Here is a 21338-nt window from a genome sequence, read left to right on the forward strand (position 1 = left end):
ACGCCGGTAACGTTCACCATTTGGCCGAAAGCCTCCCAACGTCGTCGTCCCTGGGCGAAGCAGGAGCGAAGCTCCGTCGCGGAGACCCTGGGATGACGAAGAAATGGGCGTTTCCGCTAATCGTTGAAGCATGAGCCCCATCGACGTCAGTTGAGGGCGATAGCCAGTCCAAGACAATTTCTCAGCACAGGTTAACCGTTTTGCCGCTTTTCAGTCCTAGAAGAGGCTCATGAAACGCGTCATAGCCATCGCCGACCGTGCTGCTTCCGTGTCGCTGAAGCTGCTCGTCGCGCTCAATGTTCTGTTCTTCCTGTCGTTCCTCGCCGTGCTGCTGTTCGCGGCCGGCAAGGCGCATGCCGACGTCCCGACCTGCACCGGTGCCGACATGCTGTCGGCCCTGCAGAAGAACGATCCGGCGACCTACCGCAAGATCGAAGCGGAAGCCGCCGCGACGCCGAACGGCAAGGGCCTGTTGTGGAAGCTGGAAAAGCCCGGCGAGAAGCCGTCCTTCCTGTTCGGCACCATGCATATGACCGACCCGCGCGTCACCACGCTGCCTCCCGAAGCGCAGAAAGCCTATGACGCCGCCGGCACCATCGTCATCGAAACCACCGACGTGCTCGACAAGCAGAAGATGATGGTCGCGATGCTCAAGGAGCCGGACCTGATGATGTTCACGGATTCGACGACGCTGGCGTCGCTGCTGTCGCCCGACGATGCGGCGGCCATGAACACCGCGCTCGACGCACGCGGCATTCCGCCGGCAACGGTTGCCAAGATGAAGCCGTGGATGCTCTCGGCCATGATGGCACTGCCGGCCTGCGAGCTGGCCCGTCAGTCAGGCGGCGCCCCGGTGCTCGATGTCAGGCTGGCGGAAGGCGCGAAGGCTTCCGGCAAGCCGGTGGAAGGATTGGAGACGGCTGAAGGCCAACTGCGCGCCATGGCCTCGCTGCCGCTGGCGTTTCACATGAAGGGCCTCGTCGACACGCTGAAGCTCGGCGACAAGGTCAACGACATCAACGAAACCATGATCGTGCTCTACCAGCGTGGCGACACCGGCATGTTCTGGCCGCTGTTTCGTGCGGCCATGCCGGACCAACAGGACGACCCCGCGGGCTATGCGGCGTTCGAGGAAACCATGATCACCAGCCGCAACAAGGTGATGGTCGAGCATGCCGAACCGATCCTTGCCAAAGGCAATGTCTTCATGGCGGTCGGCGCCCTCCACCTCCCCGGCCCCGAAGGCCTGGTCGAGGATTTCCGCAAGGCCGGTTACACCGTCACGCCTGTCGGACTTTAGTGACTTCAGCTTACTTCGCCAGGATCTGGGCCAGCATCGCCGGAACGACGATCCGGTGAAACGGCATGATGATCGCGAGATAGGCGCGCCCGAGCCAATTGTGCGTCTTGACGATCGTCGTCGCGGCCACCTCTTGCCGGCCGCTGCCAAGATCCCTGACTTCGACCAGAACACGGAAATCGAGATGCCGGTCGTCGAGGCCAAGCACAACCTTGCCGGGAAACTGGCTGATGAGCGGAAATATCCCGATCCGGCCCGACGGCAACACCGCAGTTTCCAAGCCCGTCTTCAGCCGGAACGGCCTGACGGCAAGATTGCGCAGCGCCATGAGCCTGCCGACCCAGGGCGGCGTTCGCCCCAGAGCGCGTTCGGCCGCGCCGAGTGCGGTTAAGGAAAGGCCTTCAGTGACCAGCACATAGCGGTCTGCGAACTGGGCTCTGGCGAGAGCATCGCAGTGATTCGGGACAAGCTGAGCTGACGGATTCGTCACGGCAAAACCCTCTGATTCGACCTTAACAGACGCAAACTTGGCGCGCTGCGTGGCGAAACGACGCCACTCCGGCTGCGGAAGGGCAGGATTGTCCTTGTTTTTGGCGTTTTCCAACCCTAGCGTGAAACCAGTTCAATGATTGCGCGTTGTATGGTGTTGATTGATATTTTTCATCCACGGAGGACACTTTTATGGCGAACACACCGAATCCAAACGACCCGTTCAATTCGTCCACCAACGCACCAAGGCCAAGTGGCGGCGGCGGTGGTAGCGGTTGGCTGATTGCACTGGTCGTCGTTATTCTGGCGGTTGTCGCGTATTATGTTTTCGGAAGAAGTGGTGAGCACCCGGCACCCGCCGAGCCGCCGGCGGCCAGCACACCGGCCCCAGCGCCTGCACCGGCGGAACCGATGAAGCCGGCTGAACCTGCGCCCGCGCCTGCTCCGGCACCTGCAGAACCGGCGCCTGCCCCGGCACCCGCGCCCGCACCGGCTCCTGCGCCAGCCCCTGCGCCGGCACCTGCACCGGCCCAGTGATTGGCTCGATATCAGTTACGAACGGCCCGCTGAAAAGCGGGCCGTTTTGTTTTGTAGGGGCCGCCAGAAAGGCCTTTCCAGAAACTCGCTTCGAGAACCGGAGCGCAGCGGACATTGGGTCCGTGAGCAGCGCATGACCCCGAAGATCAGTCCGATTTTCGGAGAGGATCATGCGCCAATCAAAAAGGGTCACAGCATCCTTTGAGCGTCCAGGAGGGACGCGCGGCGCTGTGAAAGCGGAGAAAACCTCGCCAGATGGCCGACGGAGTAGAGTTTATGAAAGGGCTTTAGATGTGGATCGGCTTGAAGAACGTCGCCAGCGCCGCCTCCTTGATCGCCTCCGACATCGTCGGGTGCGCATGGCAGGTGCGGGCGAGATCCTCCGACGAACCGCCGAACTCCATCAGCACCGCCGCCTCGTGGATCATCTCGCCGGCGCCGAAGCCGACGATATGGACGCCGAGCACACGGTCGCTTTGCTTGTCGGCGAGGATCTTCACAAAACCGTCCGTGTGCAGCATGGCGCGCGCCCGGCCATTGGCGCTGAACGGGAACTTTCCGATCTTGTAGTCGATGCCGGCCTTCTTCAATTCTTCCTCGGTCTTGCCGACCGAGGCGATTTCCGGGCTGGTGTAGACGACGCTCGGAATGACGTCATAGTTCACGTGGCCGGCCTGACCGGCAATGGTTTCCGCTACCGCCACGCCCTCATCCTCGGCCTTGTGCGCCAGCATCGGCCCGGCGATGACATCGCCGATGGCATAGATGCCCGGGATATTGGTCTTGAGATGGCCATCGGTCTTGACCCGGCCGCGCTCGTCGACCTCGACGCCGGCTTCCCCGAGCCCGAGGCTGTCGGCATAGGCGCGGCGGCCGGTGGCGATCAGCACGGCATCGGCCTCGATGGTCTCGGCGGCGCCGCCCTTGACCAGCTCGAAGGTGATGGTCGCACCCTTCTTGGCCTTGGCGACGCCGGTGACCTTGGCGCCGAGCTTGAACTCGAAGCCCTGTTTGCCCAGCAACCGCTGGAATTGCTTGGATACCTCGCCGTCCATGCCGCCCAGGATGGTGTCGAGGAATTCGACCACGGTGACCTTGGCGCCGAGCCGCGCCCACACCGAGCCGAGCTCGAGCCCGATGACACCGCCGCCGACCACCACCAGATGGCCGGGAACCTTATCCAGCGACAGCGCGCCGGTCGACGACACGATCACCTTCTCGTCGATGTCGACCTTGACGCCGGGAATGCCGGCGACATCCGAGCCGGTGGCGATGACGATGTTCTTGGTCTCGATCTCCTCGACCTTGCCGTCCTCGGAGGTGACCGACACCTTGCCGGCGGCGAGCACCTTGCCGGTGCCGCGGAAACTGTCGATCTTGTTCTTCTTGAACAGGAAGGCGACGCCGTTGACGTTCGACGACACCGTCGCATCCTTGTGCGCCATCATCTTCTTCAGGTTCAATTTCGGCGCCGATATCTCGACGCCGAGCGTGTCGAAGGAGTGGCCGGCCTCGGCGAACATCTCGGAGGCATGGAGCAGCGCCTTGGACGGGATGCAGCCGATGTTCAGGCAGGTGCCGCCGAAGGTTGCGTTCTTCTCGACCACCGCAACCCTGAGCCCGAGCTGCGCCGCCTTGATGGCGCAGACATAGCCGCCGGGTCCCGATCCGATGATAACGACGTCATAAGCCATGATACTGTCCTTCTGTTTTGAGCATGATGCCGAAAAGTGTGACGCGGTTTTCGGATAACATCATGCTCGATCTGCTTGAGAGCGCTCAGCGGCCGCCGCTTACATTCAGGATCGCGCCCGTCGTATAGGACGCGGCGTCGGAGAGAAGATAGAGAACCGCGCCCGCGACTTCATCCACTGTACCGGCTCTTTTCATCGGCAGCAGATCGCGGAACCGCTCCACCCGGTCCGGCTGCCCGCCGGAGGCGTGGATGTCCGTGTCGATAATGCCCGGCCGCACCGCATTGACGCGGATGCCTTCTAGCGCGACCTCACGGGCGAGCCCGACGGTGAAGGTGTCGATGGCGCCCTTGGAGGCGGCATAATCGACATATTCGCCCGGCGAGCCCAATGTCGCCGCGGCTGACGAGATGTTGACGATGGATCCGCCCGACCCGCCATGACGGGTCGACATGCGCTTCACCGCCTCGCGGGCGCAGAGGAACGAGCCGACGACATTGATGCGCATCATGCGCTCCAGCCGCGAAACATCCATCTCGTCGACGCGCGCCTTGACGTCGACGATGCCGGCATTGTTGACGAAGGCATCGAGCCGTCCATAGGCGCGGTCGACGGCCTCGAACATGGCCACGATATCGGACTCCTTGCCGACATCGCCCTTGACCGCGAAAGCCTCGCCGCCGGCGGCCTCGATCTCGGCGACCAGCGCCTTGGCGGCCTCCTGGTTCGAAGCGTAGTTGACCGCGACCCGGTAGCCGGCCTTCGATCCGAGCCGGCAGATCGCGGCGCCGATGCCGCGGCTGCCGCCGGTGACCAGCAGCACCTTTTGCGTCCCGCTCATTCCTGGCATCCCTTCAAGGCAAACACATCCCACGGCACTTTCGAAAATCCGCTGCCGCCATAGGCGCTGGATTGGCGCAACGCCGGCCCGAGGTCCGGCAGGATCAGCCTCTTCGGCGCTTCGACGCCTTCAGCCGGCAGCAGTCCGATGTTGCCCTTTTCATCCGCCGTGTAGATGACGCCGTGCCAGGGCGTGCAGGCGGCAAGCTCCTCGCCGGTGACGTCGCCCTCGGGGCATTTGTGCATCAGCGCGCCGTTCGGCCGCGATACGCCTTCATTCCACATGACGATGCCGTTGAGCACCACATTGTTGTCGAGGATCATCCGGAAGCTGTTGGTGACGGTCGCCGAGGTGCCGGTCGGCGTGAAATCGATCTCGCTGCCGCTCTGGGCGTCGCCATAGACAGCGAGCTCGATCGGACAGGCGGCGTGAGCTCCGCAGGCGGCGACCACCACCATGCCGACCGCGATCGATGCGATCGAAAGCACCTTGGAAAGGCTAAGGGAACGGGTCGTCATTCTGCCGCGCAGATCCCTTCCTCCGGCACACATTCCAACAGCCGGATCAGCACCAGACCTCAGAGATCAAGCACCAGCCGTTCCGGATCCTCCAAGCTTTCCTTGACGCGCACCAGGAACGTCACCGCTTCCTTGCCGTCGACGATGCGGTGATCGTAGCTGAGCGCCAGGTACATCATCGGCCGGATCACGATCTGGCCGCCGACCACGACCGGCCGGTCCTGGATCTTGTGCATGCCGAGAATGCCCGACTGCGGCGCGTTGAGGATCGGCGTCGACATCAGCGACCCGTAAACGCCACCGTTGGAGATCGTAAACGTGCCGCCCTGCATGTCGGCGACCGACAGCTTGCCGTCGCGCGCGGCGATGCCCAGCCGGCCGATGTCCTTCTCGATCTCGGCGATCGACATCTGGTCGGCATCGCGCACCACCGGCACGACGAGGCCCTTTTCAGTGCCGACGGCGACGCCGATATGGGCATAGTTCTTGAAGATGATATCGGTGCCGTCGATCTCGGCATTGACCGAGGGGATTTCCTTCAACGCGTGCGTGACGGCCTTGGTGAAGAAGCCCATGAAGCCGAGCTTCACGCCGTGCTTCTTCTCGAACACATCCTTGTATTTGGTGCGCAGCGCCATCACCGCTGACATGTCGACCTCGTTGAAGGTGGTCAGCATGGCTGCGGTCGACTGCGCTTCCTTGAGGCGGCGCGCGATGGTCTGGCGCAATTTGGTCATGCGCACGCGCTCCTCGCGCGATGCATCGTCGCCCGAGGACGGCGCCCGCACGGCAACCGGTGCCGGTGCTGCTTTCGGCGTCTCGGCCGGCTGCGACGGCGCGCCCTTGGAAATGGCGTCGAGCACGTCACCTTTCAGCACCTGGCCGCGCTTTCCCGAACCGGAGATCTGGTCGACCGAGAGATTGCTTTCGGCGATCAGTTTCGCCGCGGCCGGTGCCGGTGGCATGGTGCGCGGCTCGACCGGGCCGGCATCGCCGGCGATCTTGGCGGTCTCGGCCGCGGCCTGCTTGCCGGTCGATGCCGCATCCGGCGACGAGGCCTGCGACACCGCTTGCGGCTTCGTGGCGGGAGCCGCGCCGCCTGCCGAAATCGACCCCAGCAGCGCGCCGACACCGACCGTCTCGCCTTCCTTGACGGTGATCTCACCCAGCGTGCCGGCGGCGGCGGCAGGCACCTCCACCGTCACCTTGTCGGTCTCGAGTTCGACCAGCGGTTCATCGGCGGCGATTGTATCGCCAACCTTCTTGAACCATTTGCCGACGGTCGCTTCAGTGACGGATTCGCCGAGAGTGGGAACGCGGATTTCGGTAGCCATTGTGCCTGTCCGTTTTCTTTCGGTTCTGTTGTTCGCCCAGATCTTCTCTATTCACCAAGCGCGTCTTCGAGCAAGGCGGCGAGCTGGGCGAGATGCTTCGACATCAGTCCGGTCGCCGGCGAGGCGGCGGCCGGACGGCCGGTGTAGCGCACCCGCTGATGCTTGGCGTCGATATGCGCCAGCACCCATTCCAGATACGGGTCGATGAACGACCAGGCGCCCATGTTCTTGGGCTCCTCCTGGCACCACACCATCTCGGCATTGCGGAACCGCGACAGTTCGGTGATCAGCGCCTTGGCCGGGAACGGGTAAAGCTGCTCGACGCGCAGCAGATAGATGTCGTTGATGCCGCGCTTCTCGCGCTCCTCATAGAGGTCGTAATAGACCTTGCCCGAACACAGCACGACGCGGCGGATCTTGGAATCCTTGACCAGCTTGATCGCTTGTCCGGAAAGCAGCTGCGCATCGTCCCAGAGCAACCGGTGGAACGAGCTTTCGCCCGAAATTTCCGGCAGCGTCGACACCGCCCGCTTGTGGCGCAGCAGCGACTTCGGCGTCATCAGAATCAGCGGCTTGCGGAAGTCGCGCTTCAGCTGCCGGCGCAATATGTGGAAGTAGTTGGCCGGCGTGGTGCAGTTGGCGACTTGCATGTTGTCTTCGGCGCAAAGCTGCAGGAAGCGTTCGAGCCGGGCCGAGGAATGTTCCGGACCCTGGCCTTCATAGCCATGCGGCAACAGGCAGACGAGGCCCGACATTCTGAGCCACTTGCGTTCGCCTGACGAGATGAACTGGTCGAACACCACCTGGGCGCCGTTGGCGAAGTCGCCGAACTGCGCTTCCCACAGGGTCAGCGCCTTGGGCTCGGCCAGGCTGTAGCCATATTCGAAGCCCAGCACCGCCTCTTCCGACAGCATCGAGTTGATGACTTCGTAACCGGCCTGTGCGGCCGACAGATTGTTGAGCGGGATGTAGCGGGTCTCGTCGCGCTGGTCGTAGAGCACGGAATGGCGCTGCGAGAAGGTGCCGCGTTCGGAATCCTGCCCCGACAGGCGGATCGGATTGCCATCGAGCAGGATGGCGCCGAAGGCCAGCGCCTCGGCCGTCGACCAGTCGATGCCTTCGCCGGACTCGATCGCCTGGCGGCGGTTTTCGAGGAAACGGATGATCGTCTTGTGCGCCTCGAAGTCCTTCGGCACCTCGGTCAGCTTCCTGCCGATTTCCTTCAGTGTCTTGACCGGCACGGCGGTCTTGCCGCGCCGCTGTTCGTCCTGGTTGTCGGCGGTGCGCAGGCCCGACCAGGCGCCGTCGAGCCAGTCAGCCTTGTTGGGCTTGTAGTGCTGGCCGACTTCCCATTCGGATTCCAGATGCGCCCGCCAGTCGGCTTTCAACTGGTCGAGCTCGGCCTGGGTGAGGTGACCCTCGGCGATCAGCCGGTCGCCATAGATCTGCACCGTCGTCTTGTGGTTGCGGATGTTGCGGTACATGATCGGCTGGGTGAAGGCCGGTTCGTCGCCCTCATTGTGGCCGAAGCGGCGATAGCAGAACATATCGACCACAACAGGCTTGAAGAACTTCATGCGAAACTCGATCGCCACCTTGGTGGCGTGCACCACGGCTTCCGGGTCGTCGCCATTGACGTGGAAGATCGGTGCTTCGATCATCTTGGCGACGTCGGACGGATAGGGCGAGGAGCGCGAAAAGCGCGGGTTGGTGGTGAAACCAATCTGGTTGTTGATGATGAAATGCAGCGTGCCAGCGACGCGGTGGCCGCGCAGGCCGGACAGGCCGAGGATCTCGGCGATCACGCCCTGACCGGCGAAGGCGGCATCGCCATGCAGCAAGAGCGGCAGCACCTTGGCGCGCTCTTCCAGCGGCACGATTTCCTCGCGGCTGCGGCCGAACAGATAATCCTGCTTGGCGCGCGCCTTGCCCATCACCACCGGATCGACGATTTCCAGATGCGAGGGGTTGGCGGTCAAGGACAGATGCACCTTGTTGCCGTCGAATTCGCGGTCCGACGAGGCGCCTAGATGGTACTTGACGTCGCCCGAGCCTTCGACCTCATCGGGTGCCGCAGAGCCGCCCTTGAACTCGTGGAAGATGGCGCGGTGGGGCTTGGCCATCACCTGGGAGAGCACGTTCAGCCGGCCGCGATGCGCCATGCCGAGCACGATTTCCTTCATGCCGAGCTGGCCGCCGCGCTTGACGATCTGCTCCAGCGCCGGGATCAGCGCCTCACTGCCATCGAGGCCGAAGCGCTTGGTGCCCTTGTACTTGACGTCGATGAACTGCTCGAAGCCTTCAGCCTCGACCAGCTTCTGCAGGATCGCCTTCTTGCCGGCGGCGGTGAAGGTGATCTCCTTGTCGGCACCCTCGATGCGCGCCTGGATCCAGGCCTTTTCCTCAGGGTCGGAAATATGCATGAACTCGACGCCGAGCGTGGAGCAATAGGTGCGGGTCAGGATTTCCAGCATCTGCCGGATGCTGCCGAATTCAAGCCCCAGCACATTGTCGAGGAAGATCGGCCGGTCGTAATCGGCTTCGGTGAAGCCGTAGTTTTCCGGCGACAGCTCGTTGTAGTCCTCGAGCGGCTTGGCGATGCCGAGCGGATCGAGATTGGCGTGCAGATGGCCGCGCATGCGGTAGGCGCGGATCATCATGATGGCGCGCACCGAATCGCGCGTCGCCTGGTGCACGTCGGCGTCGGACAGGACGACGCCATTGGTGACCGCCTTGTCCTTGACCTTCTTTTCGATTGTCTTCTCGACGATGCCCCAATTGCCGTCGAGCGCCGACACCAATTCGCCATTGGCCTGCAGCGGCCAGGAGGGCTTGGCCCAGGAGGCGCCCTTGGCGTTCCTGCGCACATCGCCGGAATCGTCTTTCAGCCCGGCGAAGAACTCCTGCCATTCGGGATTGACCGAGGCTGGATCGTCCTCATAGGCGGCATAAAGCGCGTCGATGTAATCGGCATTGCCGCCATAGAGGAAAGAGGTGAGAGAAAATTGGTCGTTGGCCTGATCTTGTCTTGCCATTTTTGTCCGCGGAGCCCGGCTCCGTCTCCTGTTTTTGGAGGGGAGTAGGGAAATAAGGGAATAGGGGAGTAGGGCTTTTTGCCGCTGCTATTTTCCCTACTGCCCTACTCCCTTACTCCCCTATTCCCTTACCCTTTGATCGCTTCGACCAAGGTCGTGCCCAGCCTTGCCGGCGACGGCGAAACTTTTATCCCGGCCGATTCCATTGCCGCGATCTTGTCTTCGGCGCCGCCCTTGCCGCCGGAGATGACCGCGCCGGCGTGGCCCATGGTGCGGCCGGCCGGCGCCGTGCGCCCGGCGATGAAGCCGGCCATCGGCTTCTTGCGGCCCCGCTTGGCTTCGTCCTTGAGGAACTGCGCGGCGTCTTCCTCGGCCGAACCGCCGATCTCGCCGATCATGATGATCGACTTGGTCTCCTCGTCGGCGAGGAACATCTCGAGCACGTCGATGAACTCGGTGCCTTTGACGGGGTCGCCGCCGATACCGACGGCGGTGGTCTGGCCGAGGCCGACATTGGTGGTCTGGAACACTGCCTCATAGGTAAGCGTTCCCGACCGCGAAACAACGCCGACCGAGCCCTTGCGGAAGATGTTTCCGGGCATGATGCCGATCTTGCATTCGTTGGGCGTCAGCACGCCCGGGCAGTTCGGGCCGATCAGCCGCGAGGTCGAACGGTCGAGCCTGGCCTTGACCCTGATCATGTCCATCACCGGTATGCCTTCGGTGATGCAGATGATCAGCGGGATCTCGGCCTCGATCGCTTCGAGGATGGCTTCGGCGGCACCCGCCGGCGGCACATAGACGACCGACGCGTTGGCACCGGTCTTTTCCTTGCCCTCGGCGACGGTGGCGAAGATCGGCAGGCTTTCGCCCTTGGCGCCGGTCCACGTCTCGCCACCCTTCTTGGGATGGATGCCGCCGACCATTTTCGTGCCGTGATAAGCCAGCGCCTGTTCGGTATGGAACGTGCCGGTCTTGCCGGTCAGGCCCTGCACCAGCACCTTGGTGTTCTTGTCGACGAGGATGGACATGGGAGCCCTTTTCTAAAAACCGTTGATCGAGGAAAACATGGTCAGAGCCGCTTCAGGTCAGCGACCGTGAGGTCGCTCTTGGCATTGCCGGTGTTGAGCGTCGTTGCCGGCTCGAACATCAGCACCACGGGCTCGACGGTGAGCGAGCGCGGCCGGTGCTCGACGCCGCGCGGCACGACGATGAAATCGCCCTCGCCGAGTTCGACCGGGCCGTCGCGGAAATCGATGGCGATACGCCCGCGCAACACGAGGAAGGCTTCGTCCTCATTGTCATGCGCGTGCCAGTCGAAGACCTCGCCGAACTTGGCGACCTTCGCCTGGCTGTCGTTGACATCGCCGGCGATATGCGGATCGAAGACCTTCTTGATCTTTTGATCCGCAGCCTCGACCAGGTTTATCTTATGCGGAGGCACCAGATCAGCCCTTCACCGCCGCCACGATCTTCTTGGCTGCATCGTCGAGATCGTCGGCCGACACCACGTTCAGGCCGCTGTCGTTGATGATCTTCTTGCCCAGCTCGGCATTGGTGCCTTCCAGGCGCACCACCAGCGGCACTTCCAGGCCGACTTCCTTGACCGCGGCAATGACGCCCTCGGCAATGATGTCGCACTTCATGATGCCGCCGAAGATGTTGATCAGGATGCCCTTGACCGCCGGATCCCTGGTGATGATCTTGAACGCCGCCGTCACTTTTTCCTTGGACGCACCGCCGCCGACATCGAGGAAGTTGGCGGGTTCGGCGCCATAGAGCTTGATGATGTCCATCGTCGCCATGGCAAGGCCGGCGCCGTTGACCATGCAGCCGATATTGCCGTCGAGCGCCACATAGGCGAGGTCGTATTTCGACGCCTCGATTTCCTTCTCGTCCTCTTCGGTGGTGTCGCGCAGCTCGAGCACGTCGGGGTGGCGGAACAGCGCGTTGTTGTCGAACGACACTTTCGCGTCGAGCACGCGCAGCCGGCCGTTCTTCATGACGATCAGCGGATTGACCTCGAGCAGGCTCATGTCCTTCTCGACGAAGGCCTTGTAGAGGATCGGGAACAGCGTATCGCCGTCCTTGGCCGCATCGCCGTCGAGCTTGAGCGCGCCGTTGAGCGCCTTCAGGTCGGCCGATGTGACGCCTTTTTCCGGATCGATGGCGACGGTGATGATCTTTTCGGGCGTGTCATGGGCAACCGCTTCGATGTCCATGCCGCCTTCGGTCGAGACGACGAACGCAATGCGGCCGACCGAACGGTCGACCAGGATCGACAGATAGAGCTCGCGTTCGATGTCGGCGCCGTCTTCGATATAGAGGCGGTTGACCTGCTTGCCGGCCGGGCCGGTCTGCTTGGTCACCAGAGTGTTGCCCAGCATCTCGTTGGCGTTGGCGACGACATCGGCCACCGATTTTGCCAGCCGCACGCCGCCCTTGGCGTCCGGGCCGAGCTCGGTGAATTTGCCCTTGCCGCGGCCGCCGGCATGGATCTGGCTCTTCACCACATAGAGCGGGCCCGGCAGCGCCTTGGCGGCGGCTTCCGCTTCGCTCGCCTTGAACACCGGCACGCCTTCGGCCACCGGCGCGCCGAACGACTTCAGCAGTGCCTTGCCCTGATACTCATGGATGTTCATCTGTATGGTCTCCGGATCGACTGGGGGTTCACTTACTGGAGATTCATTTGGAGGCGAGTTGCGGCGCGATCTTGACGCAGGCCTCGGTCAGGCCCTGCACCGTCGCCACGGAGGAGTCGAACATCTTCTGCTCGCTCTTGTTGAGCTCGATCTCGATGATGCGCTCGACGCCGCCGGCGCCGATGACCACGGGAACGCCGACATAGGTATTCTTGACGCCATACTGGCCGGAGAGATACGCCGCGCAGGGCAGCACGCGCTTCTTGTCCTTGAGATAGGCTTCGGCCATCGAGATCGCCGAAGCGGCCGGCGCGTAATAGGCCGAGCCGGTCTTGAGCAGGCCGACGATCTCGGCGCCGCCGTCGCGGGTGCGCTGCACGATCTGGTCGAGCTTCTCCTTCGAGGTCCAGCCCATCTTGATGAGGTCGGGCAGCGGAATGCCCGATACCGTCGAGTAGCGGATCATCGGCACCATGGAATCGCCGTGGCCGCCGAGCACGAAGGCGGTGACGTCCTCGACCGAGACCTTGAATTCCTCGGCCAGGAAATAGCGGAAGCGCGCGCTGTCGAGCACGCCGGCCATGCCGACGACGTGGCTGTTGGGCAGGCCTGAGAATTTCTGCAGCGCCCAGACCATGGCGTCGAGCGGGTTTGTGATGCAGATGACGAAAGCCTTCGGCGCATACTTCTTCAGCCCGGCGCCGACCTGCTCCATGACCTTGAGGTTGATGCCCAAAAGGTCGTCGCGGCTCATGCCGGGCTTGCGCGGCACGCCGGCGGTGACGATGCAGACGTCGGCGCCTTCGATGCCGGCATAGTCGTTGATGCCGGTGAGCCTGGAGTCGAAGCCATCGACAGGCGACGACTGCGCGATATCGAGCCCCTTGCCCTGCGGGATACCTTCGGCAATATCGAACAGCACCACGTCGCCGAGGTCCTTGAGGCCGATCATGTGAGCGAGCGTGCCGCCGATCATGCCAGAGCCGATAAGCGCTATTTTGTTGCGTGCCATGTGAGGATGTTTTCCCTTTGTCGGTGACGACGTCTCAAATCTCTGTGACTTGATGGCGGCGTCGAAGAAGAGGCCGGAATGCTGCGGGGAACCGCGAATTTTCGCCGCACCCAATAGCCCCGGCACGGAAAAAATTCAAACGATTATTTTGGCGTCAGTGTTTTCAATCGGTTAGATCATTTGGGATTTACGTAAACGTCAAAGTTTGTAAGCCGACTTGGGAGGAAATAACCGACGAAGATGGAAATCGTAAGGCTGAATGCGGGTAATGACGCCCTTGTGATGCGGGTGGCCGAGGAGGTTCGAGTTGCAGACGTTGGCATGACAGAGGGGGGCAAAGGATCGCTACCGACGCATTCCCTGGAAATTCAGGCCTGCGCCTGCTGTGCCTCTGGCGCCGGCTTCCCTTTCTGCCGCTCCGCCCAATCCTCCAGCCAGTCGCGACTTTGCATCTCGATCAGCCGCGATGCGGTGCGCTCGAACTCGAAGACCTCCACGCCGCGCTTGGCGGCATAAAGCGCTTGCGGCGGCGCTTCGGCGCTCACCACCAGCCGCACATGATGGTCGTAGAGCGTGTCGATCAGAAGGATGAAGCGTTTGGCCTCGTTGCGCTTGCCTTCGCCGAGCACCGGGACGTGGTCGATGAAAATGGTTGAGAAGCGCCCGGCGATCGCCAGGAAATCGCGCGCGCCAAGCGGCTTTTCGCAGAGATCGGCGAAGGAGAACCGCGCCGCATCGCCTGCCGCACGCGGCACGATCACCTGCCGCCCTTTGAGGGCAATCGATGTCTCGGCGGTCGGCGCGTTGCGCGTCATGGCTTGCCAGGCCTCGTCGAGTAGCTGGTCCGCCGCCGCATCGGCCGGCGTGACATAGACCGGTGTCCGGGCGAGCTTTTCCAGCCGGTAGTCCTTGTCGGCATCGAGCGCCAGCACCTGTGTGTGCCGCTCCAGTATGCCGATGAAGGGCAGGAAAAGCTGACGGTTCAGCCCGTCGCTGTAGAGGTTTTCCGGCGCCACATTCGAGGTGGCGACCAGCACCACACCGCTGGCAAACAGCGCCGAAAACAACCTGGACAGGATCATCGCGTCGGCGATGTCGGTGACCGAGAACTCGTCGAAGCACAGCACCCAGGCTTGCTCGGCAAGGGCCCTGGCCACCGGCGGGATCGGATCGTCCTCCTTGACGTCGCCATTCTTGCGCGCCTGCCGGTGCTTCTGGATACGGTCCTGCGCGTCCGCCATGAAGTCGTTGAAGTGGACGCGGCGCTTGCGCCGCACCGGCAGCAACTCGAAGAACATATCCATCAGCATGGTCTTGCCGCGACCGACGCCGCCATGGATGTAAAGGCCTTTGACGGCCTCATGCGTCTCGCGCTTGCGGGCGAACAGCCAGCCCAGCGCGCTCGACTTATGCGCCAGCCGCTTGGCCGAAATCTCATCGGTCAGCAGGTCGAGCGCCGCAACGATCCGTTCCTGCGCCGGATCGCGGTCGATCGTACCGGTTTCCACCAGATGGTCGTAGCGCTGCCTGACGGTCGCATGGGTCTGGAGGCCGTCACGCAGATGCATCGGTCACGTCATTTGTTTATGCATGTCGCTGTCCCGAAACCGGGGTCACTTCTGCGCGACATGCATTCGGAAGGACTAAAGCGGTCGTGTCTGAACGGATTCAGACGACCCGCTTTAGATCTTTGTTTTCCCAAAACCGCGGCCACTTTTGGGCGACATGCATGAGCCTACCTTGTAAGCGAAATCGGCTGGCCGTTGGAAGTCTGGCCGTCGAATTTCGAGCCGCCCGAGGAATAGAGCCGCGCCAGCGCACCGCCACTCTCGTCATAGAGCGTCAGCTGCTTGCCGGCGACGTTCCACGACTTGACGCCGTCCATCGGCGCCGGGCAATGCAGCGGCCCGGCGCGGAAGCCGGCGCCGAATTTGGTCTGCGGTGTCGCCACCTTGCAGCTCTGGCCCGCAACGCTGGCGTTCCAGACACCGGCGACGCTGGCGGCAGTCACGTCCGAAGCGCCGGCCGGCGCCGAACCATCCGAAGGCAGCGCGGCGACCTGCGTGTTCGCAGGAGCGGTCGGGAATTGAGACGGGTCGGTGGTGCCGGGCGATGCCGGCGGCGGCAGTTGGTTCGCCGTCACCTTGCCGGCGGGCGCGGCCTCCAGCGGTGCCGGCTGCTGGTCATCCATCGAGGAGAAACGCGAGGTCGAACAGCCGCTCGCAACGAGCGCCGCCAGCGATACGGCCACCAGACCGGTTTTCGAAAAAGTCATTCCAACCTCCGTCGGATCCGGCTGGGGGGAAGCCGTCCGCACAATCTCACCCCCACCAAGATGGAGAAGGTGGCGAAATTTCAACCCGATATGGTTAAAATACAGTTTGCAGCAAGAATTGTTGCAAATTTATCGCAATCGCGGCGGCTGACCGCTTGTCGCGCGTCGCCTGGGGATCCGGTCAAAGCAGTGCAGCGCCGACATTCGACGGTTGGACGCTTGCGCGAGCCGCCTTAGCGCCTATGTCTGGAAAACGAAACACCTGCCGGAGCCGCAAAATTGGCCGCGAGAAAGACAGCCGCCAATCGCTATTATGGCGGCCCGCCCAGCGACCATTTCGACGGCGCATTGTTCTTCAATCCCGACGGCCAGCCACCCGGCCGTTTCGCCGACCTGCTGAAATGGCAGTTGAATGGCCAGCGCTCGAAATAGCCGGCGAGCGATGCAAGCCCCTTTCCGCAGGCAAAGCCGGCGACAAGGGTCGAGGGCGCCGCGCTGGAAGTGACGATGGTTGGCCATTCCACCTTGCTGGTCCAGACGGCCGGTCTGAACATCCTTACCGATCCGGTATGGTCGTTGCGCGCCTCGCCGCTTTCCTTCGCCGGACCAAAACGCATCAATGCGCCAGGCATCGCCTTTGCCGACCTGCCGCCGATCGACCTCGTGCTGGTCAGCCACAACCACTACGACCATCTCGACCTCGCCACGTTGAAGCGGCTGAAGGCCGGCCACGACCCGCTGGTGCTCACTCCGCTCGGCAACGACGCCATCATCGAAGCCGCCGTGCCCGGCATGCGACTGTCGGCGCATGACTGGGGCGACAGGGTCGAGATCGGCGACGGCGCCGCCGTTCATGTCGAGCCGGTGCATCACTGGTCGGCGCGTGGCGCCCGCGACCGGCGCATGGCGCTCTGGGCCGGCTTTGTCGTCGAAACGCCTGACGGCAAGCTCTATTTCGCCGGCGATACCGGCTTCCACGATGGCATCAACTACCGGCTGATGGCCGAGAAACATGGCGGTTTCCGCTTCGCCATCCTGCCGATCGGCGCCTATGAGCCGCGCTGGTTCATGGCGCCGCAGCACCAGAATCCCTGGGAAGCCGTGCAGGGCATGACGCTGTGCAACGCCGCCCATGCCGCCGGCTGTCACTGGGGCACCTTCCAGCTCACCGACGAGCCGATCGACGAGCCGGCGCGCAAATTGACCGAGGCGCTTGACGATCGAGGCATCCCACGCGAGCGCTTTCGCGCCTTGCGGCCGGGCGAGGTCTGGGATGTGCCGGAGCACATAGGGCCCTGATCCGCATCGGTTCGACGGAACCCCAGCGCTGCAACCGCGTTTTCATGTGGTTGAAATATTTGCCGGTTTGCGAGGCATTGTCATGCTCAAATGGATTATCATTCTCCTGATCGTCGCCGCGGCGGCGAGCTTGCTCGGCATGCCGGCACTGGCAGGTGCCGCGGCCACCGGTGCGCGTATCCTTATCGGCATCGTTCTGATCATCTTCCTGCTGGTGGTGCTGGGCATTTTCGCGGTCACGTAAGTCCGGCGCTTTCGCCGAGACCAAGCGGCTGCGCACTGGTAATTCCTGCCCGTTTCCGCCATATAGCGCCAAACGGACACGGAATTTTTCGGAGCAATGGCCAGCACTGCCCCTTTCGCCAAGATGAACGGCATCGGCAACGAGATCATCGTTGCCGATATGCGTGGCCGTGCCGATCGGGTGACGGCGGCGGCGGCGATTGCGCTGAACGCCGATGCTGCGACCAGCTTCGACCAGATCATGGCGATCCATGACGCCAGGACGTCTGGCACCGCCTTTTTCATCGACATCCTGAATTCCGATGGAACCGGTGCGCAGGCCTGCGGCAATGGCATGCGCTGCGTCGTCCAGGCGCTCGCCGCCGAGACCGGCCAGAAGATCTTCACCTTCGAGACCGTGGCGGGCATCCTCAATGCGCGCGAACACGCCGACGGTTCGATCTCGGTCGACATGGGCACGCCGCGCTTCGGCTGGCAGGATATCCCGCTGGCCGAGGAATTCCGCGACACCCGCATGATCGAGCTGCAGATCGGCCCGATCGACGCCCCCGTGCTGCATTCACCCTCGGTCGTTTCGATGGGCAACCCGCACGCGATCTTCTGGGTCGACAACGACGTCTGGTCCTACGAGCTCGACCGCTTCGGTCCGCTGCTCGAGAACCACCCGATGTTCCCCGAGCGCGCCAACATAACCATCGCTCAGGTTACTTCGCCCGAAACAATGGTCATCCGCACCTGGGAACGCGGCGCCGGCCTGACCAAGGCCTGCGGCTCGGCCTCCTGCGCGGCCGTCGTGGCCGCGGCCCGCACCAACCGGACCGGCCGCAGCGTCAGTCTGTTGACGCCAGGCGGCGGCACGCTGCATGTCGAATGGCGCGACGATGACCACGTGGTCCTGACCGGCGCCGCCGAATGGGAATTTTCCGGCAACTTCGACCCGTCGATCGGGACATGGGCCCGCGACACTGAAAGCGCGGCCTGATGTCCGCTCTGCCCAAGAGCCCGGTGTCCCCGGGGATCGATGTCGTCACCTTCGGCTGCCGGCTCAACACCTATGAATCGCAGGTGATGCGGCGCGAGGCTGAAAGTGCGGGCCTCGGCGCGTTGGAAGGTGGCGCCGTGATCTTCAACACCTGCGCCGTGACAGGCGAAGCAGTGCGCCAGGCCAAGCAGGCGATCCGCAAGGCGCGCCGAGACAACCCGCAGGCCCGCATCATCGTCACCGGCTGCGCCGCGCAGACCGAGCCTGAAAAATTCGCCGCCATGGACGAGGTCGATCTCGTGCTTGGCAATGAAGAGAAGCTGAACGCGAATTCCTACCGCGCGCTGCCGGATTTCGGCGTCAACGTCACCGAGAAGGCGCGCGTCAACGATATCTTTTCGGTGCGCGAGACCGCGGGCCACCTGGTCGACGCCATCGAGGGCCGCGCACGCGCCTTCGTCCAGGTGCAGAACGGCTGCGACCACCGCTGCACCTTCTGCATCATTCCCTACGGCCGCGGCAATTCGCGCTCGGTGCCGATGGGCGCCGTGGTCGAGCAGGTCAAGCGGCTCGCCGGCAACGGCTATGCCGAGATCGTTCTGACCGGCGTCGACATGACTTCATTCGGCGCCGACCTGCCGGGCGCGCCGAAGCTCGGCAAACTGGTGAAGACCATCCTGAAACAGGTGCCCGATGTGAAGCGCCTGCGGCTGTCGTCGATCGATTCGATCGAGGCCGACGACGATTTGCTCGACGCCATCGCCACCGAGCCCCGGTTGATGCCGCATCTGCATCTGTCGCTGCAGTCGGGCGACGACATGATCCTGAAGCGCATGAAGCGAAGGCATCTGCGCGATCAGTCGATCCGCTTCTGCGAGGATGTGCGCAAACTGCGCCCCGGTATCGTCTTTGGCGCCGACATCATCGCCGGCTTCCCGACCGAGACCGACGAAATGTTCGAGAACTCGGAGAAAATTGTCGAGGAGTGTGGCCTGACCCATCTCCACGTCTTCCCCTTCAGTCCACGCGAAGGCACGCCTGCCGCGCGCATGCCGCAGCTCCGCCGCGAGGTGGTCAAGCAGCGCGCCGCCCGGCTGCGCGCCGCCGGTGAAGTTGCCTATGTCAGGCATCTGTCGTTGCTCACCGGTACGCGTCAGTCGATCCTGATCGAGCGAGACGGCCTTGGCCGCACCGAGGGTTTTACGCTTGCCGCACTCGGCACGGGCGCACCGGGTGAGATCGTCGAGGCCGATATATCGGGCCATGATGGTACCAGGCTGATCGCGGCGCCGCTTGCCGCCCGCGCCGCCTGAGAAACGCAAAGCATGGCTGGTTTTTTCAAGAAGATATTTTCGTTCGGCAAGAAAGAGGTGGTCGAGGAACGGATCGACGAGACCGCCCCGCTACCGCCGATCAAATGGGAAGCACTCGATGCGCTGAAGCCGGCGGCCGAACAGGCCGTCCCGGAGTTCTTGAAGCGCGACGAGCCGCGGCCCGAGGCAGAAACGACGCCGACGGTCGAGCCGGAGGTAATTCCTGCGCCGGAACCGGCGCCTGTCGAGGAACCGGTGCCCGCGCCGGAGCCGACCATCCCGCCAGCACCGGAGCCGACTGTTCCCTCCGAGCCGGAACCTCTGCCGGAGCCCGCGCCGAAAGAAGAACCGGCGCCCGCGCCAGAGACGCCAGAGCCGCCGGCGCCCGAGGAAGTTCCGCTCACCCCTGCGACTCCCGAACCCACGCCCGAACGGCAGCCGCAAGAAGTCCCAGCGCCGGCGCCGGCCGAACCGGAGATCGTCCCGTCACGCCCGGAAAAGCGGCCGGAGCCGGCCCCGGTCGAAGTGCCGACGCCGGCCGAGGTTCCGGCAGAAACACCAGCGCCGATCGAGGTGCCCACACCGGCGCCGTCCCCTCTTCAGCCGTCTTCAAAGGCCGGCGCCGCCCCTCATCCGCCTGCCGGCACCTTCTCCCCGTATAGCGACGGGGAGAAGGAAGAAGTTTCAGCGCCGACGCCCGAAGCACCCGCCGCCGAAATCGCACCTCCCATTCGCCAGCCTGCGCCGATCGAATCGCAGCCGGTCATTGCGGAAATTGCGCCCGAGCCGCAGCCTCTTCCACCACCCGCGCCGGAGCCGAAAGCCGCCCCCGGCAAGGTGACCGTCACCAAGAAGGTCGAGCAGAAGGCCGAGCCGCAAAAGGCGCCGGAGCCGGCACCGAGGCGCTCCTGGTTCCAGCGCATGAAGGACGGGCTTGCCCGCTCGTCCAAGGAACTGACCGGCAACATTGCCGGCGTCTTCACCAAGCGCAAGCTGGACGAAGAGACTTTGCAGGACCTGGAGGATGTGCTGATCCGCGCCGATCTCGGCATGGAGACGGCCTTGCGCGTTACCGACGCGCTGGCCGCGAGCCGCTACGGCAAGGACGTTTCCGACACCGAGGTCCGCGCCATCATGGCGGCCGAGGTGGAAAAAGTGCTGGCCCATGTCGCCATGCCGCTGGAGCTCGACCTCTCGCACAAGCCGCATGTCATCCTGGTGGTTGGCGTCAACGGCACCGGCAAGACCACCACCATCGGCAAGCTCGCCGCCAAGCTGACCGATGGCGGCCTGTCGGTCATGCTCGCCGCCGGCGACACGTTCCGCGCGGCAGCCATCGAGCAGCTGAAGATCTGGGGCGAGCGGACGAAATCGCCGGTCATCGCCTCCAAGCTCGGCGCCGATGCCGCCGGCCTTGCCTATGATGCATTCGAGCGGGCGAAAGAGGCCGGCTCCGACGTGCTGATCATCGACACCGCCGGCCGTCTGCAGAACAAGACCGAACTGATGGCCGAGCTCGAAAAGATCGTCCGCGTGCTCGGCAAGCTCGATCCGGAAGCGCCGCACACCGTGCTGCAGACGGTCGACGCCACCACCGGCCAGAACGCGCTCAACCAGGTCGAGATCTTCCGCAATATCGCCGGCGTCAACGGCCTGGTGATGACCAAGCTGGACGGCACGGCGCGCGGCGGTATTCTGGTGGCGATCGCGGCAAAGCACAAATTGCCGGTCTATTTCATCGGCGTCGGCGAACAGGTCGACGACCTCGAACCTTTCTCGGCAAGCGAATTCGCCAGGGCGATCGCTGGAGTAGCTTAACAAGCA

General features: G+C 63.5%; 17 protein-coding genes and 2 pseudogenes. 6 read left to right on the top strand and 13 right to left on the bottom strand.

Going from position 1 to position 21338, the window contains the following annotated elements:
- Positions 1-229 precede the first annotated feature (229 nt).
- The gene (locus A4R29_RS28455) at positions 230-1300 is read left to right on the top strand and encodes a TraB/GumN family protein (protein WP_063173361.1); all 1071 of its coding nucleotides are present in this window, start codon (positions 230-232) and stop codon (positions 1298-1300) included.
- Positions 1301-1310: 10 nt separating this feature from the next.
- Here A4R29_RS28455 and A4R29_RS28460 read toward each other — a convergent pair whose 3' ends face one another.
- The 13 genes and pseudogenes from A4R29_RS28460 to A4R29_RS28520 all read right to left on the bottom strand — a co-directional run bounded on the left by A4R29_RS28460 (position 1311) and on the right by A4R29_RS28520 (position 15677).
- Complete coding sequence (locus A4R29_RS28460) at positions 1311-1790, bottom strand: DUF2867 domain-containing protein (RefSeq protein WP_063173826.1); 480 nt, start codon at positions 1788-1790, stop codon at positions 1311-1313.
- A gap of 297 nt (positions 1791-2087) precedes the next feature.
- Positions 2088-2519 (bottom strand): hypothetical protein, encoded by a 432-nt coding sequence (locus A4R29_RS34825; protein WP_201787928.1) that lies wholly within the window; start codon positions 2517-2519, stop codon positions 2088-2090.
- 94 nt (positions 2520-2613) lie between these two features.
- Positions 2614-4029: pseudogene (gene lpdA, locus A4R29_RS28470) on the bottom strand (dihydrolipoyl dehydrogenase); the annotation flags it as partial.
- Between the two features lie 76 nt (positions 4030-4105).
- The gene (locus A4R29_RS28475) at positions 4106-4861 is read right to left on the bottom strand and encodes an SDR family oxidoreductase (RefSeq protein ID WP_013528853.1); all 756 of its coding nucleotides are present in this window, start codon (positions 4859-4861) and stop codon (positions 4106-4108) included.
- On the bottom strand, positions 4858-5319 hold the full coding sequence (locus tag A4R29_RS28480) for a hypothetical protein (protein ID WP_395316684.1): 462 nt from the start codon (positions 5317-5319) through the stop codon (positions 4858-4860). Before A4R29_RS28480 ends, A4R29_RS28475 begins: the two co-directional genes overlap by 4 nt.
- A 119-nt stretch (positions 5320-5438) precedes the next feature.
- Complete coding sequence (gene odhB, locus A4R29_RS28485) at positions 5439-6713, bottom strand: 2-oxoglutarate dehydrogenase complex dihydrolipoyllysine-residue succinyltransferase (protein WP_013528851.1); 1275 nt, start codon at positions 6711-6713, stop codon at positions 5439-5441.
- 47 nt (positions 6714-6760) lie between these two features.
- The gene (locus A4R29_RS28490; RefSeq protein WP_027163286.1) at positions 6761-9748 is read right to left on the bottom strand and encodes a 2-oxoglutarate dehydrogenase E1 component; all 2988 of its coding nucleotides are present in this window, start codon (positions 9746-9748) and stop codon (positions 6761-6763) included.
- Between the two features lie 128 nt (positions 9749-9876).
- On the bottom strand, positions 9877-10779 hold the full coding sequence (sucD, locus tag A4R29_RS28495) for a succinate--CoA ligase subunit alpha (RefSeq protein ID WP_063173365.1): 903 nt from the start codon (positions 10777-10779) through the stop codon (positions 9877-9879).
- A 41-nt stretch (positions 10780-10820) separates the two neighbouring features.
- The gene (locus tag A4R29_RS28500) at positions 10821-11192 is read right to left on the bottom strand and encodes a cupin domain-containing protein (RefSeq protein WP_013528848.1); all 372 of its coding nucleotides are present in this window, start codon (positions 11190-11192) and stop codon (positions 10821-10823) included.
- 4 nt (positions 11193-11196) lie between these two features.
- Entirely contained in the window at positions 11197-12390 is a 1194-nt protein-coding gene (gene sucC, locus A4R29_RS28505) for an ADP-forming succinate--CoA ligase subunit beta (RefSeq protein WP_024504973.1), read from the bottom strand.
- A gap of 43 nt (positions 12391-12433) precedes the next feature.
- Positions 12434-13402 carry a malate dehydrogenase gene (gene mdh, locus A4R29_RS28510; RefSeq protein WP_013528846.1) on the bottom strand — a complete coding sequence of 323 codons (969 nt, stop codon included), beginning with the start codon at positions 13400-13402 and terminating at the stop codon, positions 12434-12436.
- A 368-nt stretch (positions 13403-13770) separates the two neighbouring features.
- Positions 13771-14970 (bottom strand): cell division protein ZapE, encoded by a 1200-nt coding sequence (zapE, locus tag A4R29_RS28515; RefSeq protein WP_063173366.1) that lies wholly within the window; start codon positions 14968-14970, stop codon positions 13771-13773.
- A 167-nt stretch (positions 14971-15137) separates the two neighbouring features.
- The gene (locus tag A4R29_RS28520) at positions 15138-15677 is read right to left on the bottom strand and encodes a protease inhibitor Inh/omp19 family protein (protein WP_013528844.1); all 540 of its coding nucleotides are present in this window, start codon (positions 15675-15677) and stop codon (positions 15138-15140) included.
- A 279-nt stretch (positions 15678-15956) separates the two neighbouring features.
- Here A4R29_RS28520 and A4R29_RS28525 point away from each other — a divergent pair.
- The 5 genes and pseudogenes from A4R29_RS28525 (at position 15957) to ftsY (ending at position 21332) form a co-directional block, all read left to right on the top strand.
- Positions 15957-16976 (top strand): annotated as a pseudogene (locus tag A4R29_RS28525) (MBL fold metallo-hydrolase).
- 82 nt (positions 16977-17058) lie between these two features.
- Positions 17059-17220 carry a DUF1328 family protein gene (locus A4R29_RS33485; protein ID WP_013528842.1) on the top strand — a complete coding sequence of 54 codons (162 nt, stop codon included), beginning with the start codon at positions 17059-17061 and terminating at the stop codon, positions 17218-17220.
- 96 nt (positions 17221-17316) lie between these two features.
- Positions 17317-18201 carry a diaminopimelate epimerase gene (gene dapF, locus A4R29_RS28530; RefSeq protein WP_063173367.1) on the top strand — a complete coding sequence of 295 codons (885 nt, stop codon included), beginning with the start codon at positions 17317-17319 and terminating at the stop codon, positions 18199-18201.
- Positions 18201-19514 carry a tRNA (N(6)-L-threonylcarbamoyladenosine(37)-C(2))-methylthiotransferase MtaB gene (gene mtaB, locus A4R29_RS28535; protein WP_063173368.1) on the top strand — a complete coding sequence of 438 codons (1314 nt, stop codon included), beginning with the start codon at positions 18201-18203 and terminating at the stop codon, positions 19512-19514. Before dapF ends, mtaB begins: the two co-directional genes overlap by 1 nt.
- A 12-nt stretch (positions 19515-19526) precedes the next feature.
- Positions 19527-21332 (top strand): signal recognition particle-docking protein FtsY, encoded by a 1806-nt coding sequence (gene ftsY / locus A4R29_RS28540; protein WP_063173369.1) that lies wholly within the window; start codon positions 19527-19529, stop codon positions 21330-21332.
- The last annotated feature ends 6 nt before the right edge of the window (positions 21333-21338 follow it).

This window comes from Mesorhizobium ciceri biovar biserrulae (assembly GCF_001618845.1).
GTDB classification, from domain to species: Bacteria; Pseudomonadota; Alphaproteobacteria; order Rhizobiales; family Rhizobiaceae; genus Mesorhizobium; species Mesorhizobium ciceri.